The organism is Halomonas colorata (genome assembly GCF_014897985.1).
GTDB lineage: Bacteria > Pseudomonadota > Gammaproteobacteria > Pseudomonadales > Halomonadaceae > Vreelandella > Vreelandella colorata.
In genome coordinates, this window is the sequence record NZ_JABUZA010000048.1 from 24,771 (window position 1) to 31,916 (window position 7,146).

The 7,146-nt window shown below is 55.0% G+C and carries 7 protein-coding genes; 6 read left to right on the forward strand and 1 reads right to left on the reverse strand.

The genetic code is table 11. The features are described 5' to 3' along the window. Window positions 1-40: 40 nt before the first annotated feature. The 6 genes from INT33_RS18055 (at window position 41) to INT33_RS18080 (ending at window position 5,081) form a co-directional block, all read left to right on the forward strand. Entirely contained in the window at window positions 41-1,210 is a 1,170-nt protein-coding gene (locus tag INT33_RS18055; protein WP_193092648.1) for a phosphoglycerate kinase, read from the forward strand. Between the two features lie 67 nt (window positions 1,211-1,277). Further along, the gene (gene fba / locus INT33_RS18060) at window positions 1,278-2,342 is read left to right on the forward strand and encodes a class II fructose-bisphosphate aldolase (protein WP_018919076.1); all 1,065 of its coding nucleotides are present in this window, start codon (window positions 1,278-1,280) and stop codon (window positions 2,340-2,342) included. Between the two features lie 137 nt (window positions 2,343-2,479). Next, window positions 2,480-2,830, forward strand: coding sequence for a hypothetical protein (locus INT33_RS18065; protein ID WP_192539259.1), 351 nt, complete (start codon window positions 2,480-2,482; stop codon window positions 2,828-2,830). 207 nt (window positions 2,831-3,037) lie between these two features. After that, complete coding sequence (locus INT33_RS18070; RefSeq protein ID WP_192539258.1) at window positions 3,038-3,736, forward strand: HAD-IA family hydrolase; 699 nt, start codon at window positions 3,038-3,040, stop codon at window positions 3,734-3,736. 2 nt (window positions 3,737-3,738) lie between these two features. Then, window positions 3,739-4,113, forward strand: coding sequence for a translation initiation factor Sui1 (locus INT33_RS18075; protein ID WP_018919079.1), 375 nt, complete (start codon window positions 3,739-3,741; stop codon window positions 4,111-4,113). A 59-nt stretch (window positions 4,114-4,172) separates the two neighbouring features. Continuing rightward, a complete protein-coding gene (locus tag INT33_RS18080; RefSeq protein WP_192539257.1) occupies window positions 4,173-5,081 on the forward strand; it encodes a nuclease-related domain-containing protein in 909 nt (302 codons plus the stop codon). A gap of 11 nt (window positions 5,082-5,092) precedes the next feature. Here INT33_RS18080 and INT33_RS18085 read toward each other — a convergent pair whose 3' ends face one another. Beyond that, window positions 5,093-6,424 (reverse strand): deoxyguanosinetriphosphate triphosphohydrolase, encoded by a 1,332-nt coding sequence (locus tag INT33_RS18085; protein WP_192539256.1) that lies wholly within the window; start codon window positions 6,422-6,424, stop codon window positions 5,093-5,095. Window positions 6,425-7,146 lie beyond the last annotated feature (722 nt).

The following is a 7,146-nucleotide window of genomic DNA, read 5'->3' on the forward strand; positions in this document are numbered from 1 at the left end:
CTATCTGATTCACCGCCTGGAAGACGAGGAAACCGCTCACATGAACGTGCAAAAAATGACTGACCTGCCTTTGGAAGGGCAACGCGTGCTGATTCGTGAAGACCTTAACGTGCCGATCAAGCACGGCAAAGTGTCTAGCGATGCGCGTTTGAAAGCGGCGCTCCCCACCATTCAGGCAGCCGTGAATGCTGGCGCCAAGGTGATGCTGATGAGCCACCTTGGTCGCCCAACCGAAGGCGAGGCCGCCGATGAGTTTTCCCTGGCGCCTGTTGCAGAACATTTAAGCGGCCTGCTAGGCCAGCCGGTCACCTTGGTTAGCGACTATCTTGAGACACCGCCAACGCTTGAAAATGGCGATGTCGTACTGCTTGAGAACGTGCGCTTCAACGTTGGCGAAAAGAAAGACGCTGAGCAACTCGCCAAACAGTACGCAGCGCTCTGCGATGTATTCGTAATGGACGCGTTTGGTACGGCTCACCGTGCCCAGGCATCGACCCATGGTGTTGCCCGCTTTGCGCCCAGTGCCTGCGCAGGCCCCCTGCTTGCCCAAGAGCTGGATGCGCTTGAAAAAGCTCTGGCTAACCCGGCCCGCCCGATGGCGGCAATCGTGGGTGGCTCTAAAGTCTCCACCAAGCTCGACGTGCTCAATGCACTTTCAGTGAAGTGTGACCAGCTGATCGTCGGCGGCGGCATCGCCAACACCTTTATCGCCGCAGCGGGCTATAATGTGGGCAAATCGCTCCATGAAGCTGACCTGGTTGCCCAGGCGAAAGCACTCATGGAGAAAGTATCGATTCCATTGCCTACCGATGTCGTGGTGGCGACCGAGTTTTCAGAATCCGCTGAGGCGGTAGTCAAACCGGTTGATCAGGTGGCTGATAACGAAATGATTTTGGATATTGGCCCTGAGACTGCTGCACATCTGGCCAGTATGCTCAAAGATGCGGGCACTATCTTGTGGAACGGCCCGGTCGGCGTATTTGAAATCGATCAGTTTGGTAAAGGTACGGAAGTTATTTCCAAGGCGATTGCCGACAGCTCAGCATTCTCTATTGCGGGCGGGGGTGATACGTTAGCCGCCATCGACAAATATGCTATTGCTGATCGCGTTTCGTATATCTCAACCGGCGGCGGCGCATTTCTTGAGTACGTTGAAGGTAAGCAGCTACCTGCTGTTGTTGCGCTCGAAGCAGCCGCCAAACGCGGTTAACATTAAACGAATTGAACCTGCACATTTTCGCATTCGTTCACACTGATAACTTAAAGAAGGTGATCCCATGGCTTTGATCAGCATGCGTCAGATGCTCGACCACGCTGCCGAATATGGCTACGGCATTCCGGCATTCAACGTTAATAACCTTGAGCAGATGCGCGCCATAATGGAAGCGGCGGACGCAACCGACTCGCCGGTTATCGTTCAAGCCTCGGCGGGCGCGCGTAAATATGCGGGTGCGCCTTTCCTGCGCCACCTGATTTTGGCCGCAGTTGAAGAGTTCCCGCATATCCCGGTGGTTATGCACCAGGATCACGGTACCAGCCCGGCAGTGTGCCAGCGCTCTATCCAACTGGGCTTTTCATCGGTCATGATGGACGGCTCGCTGGGTACAGATGGCAAAACGCCTACCGACTACGCCTACAACGTTGATGTGACGCGTCGTACGGTCGAAATGGCCCACGCCTGTGGCGTTTCCGTTGAGGGTGAGCTTGGCTGTCTGGGTAGCCTGGAAACCGGCATGGCCGGTGAAGAAGACGGCATTGGCGCCGAAGGCAAGCTGGATATGGAACAGCTTCTGACTGACCCGGAAGAAGCCGCTGAGTTCGTCAAAGCAACCCACGTTGATGCCTTGGCGATCGCTATTGGTACCAGCCACGGCGCTTACAAGTTCACCAAGCCGCCGACGGGCGATACGCTGTCTATCCAGCGCATCAAGGAGATCCACGCGCGTATTCCTGATACCCACCTGGTCATGCACGGCTCTTCTTCTGTACCGCAGGAGTGGCTTGAGGTGATCAACCAGTACGGCGGCGAGATTCCGGAAACCTACGGTGTGCCGGTTTCAGAGATCGTTGAAGGCATCAAGCACGGCGTGCGTAAGGTCAACATCGATACCGATCTGCGCTTGGCGTCTACCGGTGCCGTGCGCCGCTTTATGGCTCAGAACCCGTCTGAGTTTGACCCGCGCAAATTCCTCAAGGAAACCGTGACCGCCATGCGCGATCTGTGTATCGCTCGCTACGAAGCCTTTGGCACCGCAGGCAATGCCAGCAAGATCAAGCCGATCAACCTTGAAGAAATGTTCAACCGCTACGAGCGTGGCGAGTTAGACCCTAAAGTTAGGTAAGCCCGAGCGTAACCTAAATTAAAAGACGGCCGTTTGGCCGTCTTTTTTGTGTTTGATGCTCGGCCAGCGCAAATAGTTATTGCATTGCAGCATCGACAGGCCAACACTAAGTAGACGTTCACCTGCGGAGCCTGCTTATGAAACAATCTACCCAGCCTGCCTTAGTTCCCATGTCACCTACTGCAATGTTTGATGCTTGGAAAGTTGGCCTGATGGCACTTGAGCTATGCACCACATCCTGGTCGACCATCACCATGCGCAACCAGCTATGGCAAACGCAGCCTTTTTTCAGCCCGAAAATGATGAAAGAAAACCAGCGCATGGTGTCCGAGAAGCTCGATGCCAGTATGGAAGCGGGTCTTGCCATGCAAAAAACGCTATTCAATATGTTAAGTGGCCAACACGCACCTTGGTGGGTAACCAGCCGCCAAGCCATGCAGCCCTATCATCGTCGCAGTAGCGCCAATTCGCGTCGCTTATCGCGCTAAATTTAACCGACCCAGGCATCGCACTGATCAGGCGATGCCTACTCAGCTTTTAAGCACTTTGTCAGTCCCGCATCAGTATGTATTGCAGTGCTCGCTACAAAAAATTACGAAACAGTGTTCACAAAAGCCTCAAAATCTCGTTCAATAGACGTTTGGCAGGCTCTTCAACTAACACTGGTAGCGTTTGAGTCGCTGCAAGGAACCACAATGCCGCTTCCACTTTTGCTGTTTGACTGTGATGGCACCCTCGTCGATAGTGAACCGCTTTTAGCCGAAGAAATGGCCATTGGCTTGAACTCGGTAGGATTACCGTTTGCTCCCACCGATTATCTTGGCGAATTTCGCGGCGCCCGATTCCGACGCATTGTGGCCGAATTACAGCAGCGTTATGGCGATGTAGACCCGGAGCAGCTGAACCGCATGGAAAGTAACATGCGGGCAAACTTGGCTAGGCGCCTTGCCGAAGAGCTAACGTTGATTGCCGGTGCAGGCGAAGCGCTGGATGCGCTGACCGCTTATCCAAGCGCGGTCGTCTCCAATGGGCCTGAAACCAAAATTTACACGGCGCTTCAGGCCACCGGCCTTAGCGATTATTTTGGCAATCGCCTGTTTAGCGGCTATACCGCCAACTGCTGGAAACCCGAGCCCTGTTTACATCTGCACGCAGCCAGTATCATGGGCTATAGTGCACATGACTGCATCGCTATCGATGATGCCCTGGTGGGCGTTCGCGCAGCACTTGAAGCAGGAATGACAGTCATTCATTTAAATCGCTTTCCCGACGCCGAAGAGACGCCTGAAAACGCTATCATGATTAGTAATATGTACCAGCTACCCGCCGTTATAGAACGACTCTACCGCGAAGCCTGGCGTTCGCCCGCCCGCCAACGTGTTATCGGAGGATAGTCATGGCTTCTTTACGGGATCAGCTCGGCGGCCTTGTTTATTCAACCGAACATGGCAAAACCTGCCCGGAATGTCGCGAAGCGCTAGATGCCTGCGGCTGTGATGCGAGCAGCGAACAGGCGCGTATTGCCGGGCTAGATGGTATTGTGCGCATTCGTCGTGAGACCAGCGGCCGTAAAGGTAAAGGCGTGACCACGATTAGTGGGATCCCCTTGCCCGGTGCCGAGCTAAAAGACCTGGCTAAAAAGCTTAAAAAGCGCTGCGGCACGGGTGGCGCGGTAAAAGATGGCATAATAGAGATTCAAGGCGACCATCGCGATACGCTACGCGAGGCGTTAACTGCACAGGGTTATCAGGTTAAGCTTGCGGGCGGATAACCGGTCTCTCTACTATCAGGCTTACCATCAGGTAGGCTGCAAAGGGGCAAGGCACTGCAATGGTTTGGCTGGAATACCTGCTACCGCTCATCTTTTTATTCCCAATGGCCGCGATGGGCGGCATCGTCATCGCATTACGCAGTCTACATGACGCGCGCGTTGAGTCCCCTTTTAATGCGCCGCTGCGTGAGCCTGGACAAGCGTTGCGCTACCGCCTTGATCAAGCCTTTTCGAGCCTTTTTCTAAACGGTGCTTTAGGCCCTATTATTAGTCTGGCCCCGCTGGTATACGGTATGGGCAGAATGCTGTTTGTAAGTCGGCAGGAGTGGGTCGAGTGGGCACTATATGGGCTTTTAAGCACCCTGCTCGTGCTAACCTTTTCGCTTCTGTTAGTGCGCGACTACCAGCGCATTAGACGGTTGAAGCTCGGCCTTGCCTGCGAACTGGCCGTCGGTCAGGAACTTGAGCGGCTTATCCGGCCCGAAGCCCACCCCTATTATGTATTTCATGACGTACCCACGGATAGTTTTACTATCGATCATGTGGTGGTCACACCACACGGTGTTTTCGTCTTGGAAACCCGGGCGCGGGCATTGGCGATTGGCTCGGATGGGCGGGAGCTTAACAAGGTGGTCGTCGAGCGTGAACGCTTACGCTTTCCGCACTGGAATGAGCGCCGCCCTTTACATAAAACACGTCAAGCGGTCAGCTGGCTTAACCAGTGGCTTGAACGGCGCTGCGGTGTCCCCGTCCCTGTAAGCGGTGTACTTGTACTGCCTGGCTGGGAGATCGACACGACTGAATCGACCGGCGATGTTCTGGTGGTCAGTGGGGAGCAGCTTTCCAGGCAGCTTACTGACTTAAAACCTGGCACGCTGAGCGACCCGATCCATGACAAGATTATTTATCTGTTAATGGAGCGGGCCAGGCTAGTAGAGCTGAGTCATCTCCGCCAGCCATCGGTTTAATGCTTAATCGCTTAATCCCCGCGTAGGCGTCCGCCCATTTCCTGGGCAAGATCCACCGCGTAGTGATCAGTCATCCCGCCAATGAAGTCCAGCATGCGCCGGTAGCTATCGTAAAGCGACCAGGACGGTAGTGGCGTATTCTCACCAATCAGTGCCAATACACGCTGATGCTTGAAGGACGACTGCCCGGTATGGTGCAGCTCATGGGCAGCACCAATAAAGGCTTCCAAGAGAATACCCAGCGTCGTGTAAGCCCCAATTTCAAGCTTGGCCTTACGCTCGTTCTGGAAAATACGTTCGCGGGCCAGCTGTTTGGCTGCCTGTACTCCCCAGCCCAAATCAGGGTGACACAGCTCAAGCAGGTCATCTTTTAACGTACCGCTCAATAGCGCTTGCTCATGCTGAACAAACACCGCACCCACCTCGTTTACCGCGCGCTCCATGGCTGCACCGCGCAGTAAAGCAATGCGTCGACGCTGGGACACCTGACGGTTTTGCATTTCCTCATATTCAGGCGGAAACTCACCCGCAATTTGACGCAGGATTTCCACGACCTCTTCGTAACGTAAAATACCCATTTCTAGACCGTCTTCTAGATCCAGCAAGGCGTAACAAATATCATCGGCGGCTTCGACCAGCCACGCCAAGGGATGACGACACCAGCGCTGATCCCCCTGAGGCAATAGGCCTACCGCTTCGGCGACTTCTTTCAGGAGCGCCTGCTCGGACTGGTAACAGCCAAACTTACCTGCCCGGCCGCCATAGCGTACGGTCCAAGGATATTTCAGAAGCGTACCCAAGGTTGCTGCCGATAAGCGCATACCGCCATTAAACTGGTTATATTCAATTTGAGTAATGACCCGAAAGCCTTGGGCGTTACCTTCGTAGGTCAGTAAATCTTCACGCTCGGCTTCTGAAAGCCCGTCCAGCAAGCCGCTTCCCTGGCCACGCCTAAACCAGTCGCGAATCGCGTACTCACCGGCATGACCAAATGGTGGGTTGCCAATATCGTGACCCAGGCAAGCCGTTTGTACGATGACCCCTAGGTCTGCAGGCGTAATCCATTCTGGCAGACGGTCATGCAGCAGCTCGCCCACAATCATGCCTAACGAGCGGCCTACGCAGCCGACTTCCAGTGAGTGAGTCAGCCGCGTATGGATATGGTCATTTTCGGTTAGCGGGTGCACCTGGGTTTTACGCCCCAAGCGCCGAAAAGAACCTGAAAAGACAATTCGGTCGTGATCTTTATGAAAGGGGGTACGCCCAATTTCACGCGTGTTATCCGGACGTTGATCGTGCAGGCGTCGAGGGGAAAGTAGCTGGTCCCAGCGCATTTGAGTCATGGCATTCCTCCTTAATGAGTGCATTTTGACACAAACGGTGATCTGGCGTGAGTGATGAATATCAGTGTTGAGGGGATGTATTGCAGGAGCTGATTCCAGTCAGCGATGCGCCGCCCCGCGCGGCTGGGTGGGGGCAAGCAGGCACGGTGGCCTCTTCCATCCCGGGCACCTGACGGTGCCTTCGCCGGCTGAAGCCAGCTCCCAAAGAGCAGGGGCAGATCCGTCCATCATCTTTGAATTTATGGGGCGCCGTCATTTTAATCTGGGAGCAAGCAAAGCACGATGGTCTCTTCCACCCCGGGCGCCTGGCGGCGCCTTCGCCGGCTGAAGCCAGCTCCCACCGAGTAGGATCAATCCATAATCTATGACGTTATGGGGTGCCGTCATTCTACTCTGGGGGCAGGGCAGCCCATAATCTACCACGCTATGGGGTGCCGTCATTCTACTCGGGGGGCAGGTCAGTTCATAACCGACCACGCTATAGGGCGCCGTCATTGTCATGTGGGAGCTGGCTTCAGCCGGCGATGCAGCGCAAAGCGCTGCTGGGGTGGGCGGCTGATCCGACACGCTGAGGAGTGCCTTACCGCCTTTTTCCTGCACACAAAAAAAATCCCCCGAGGCGCAAGCCCCGGGGGATTTTTCACAATAAGTGCCTGACGATGACCTACTCTCGCATGGGGAGACCCCACACTACCATCGGCGCTAAGCGGTTTCACTACTGA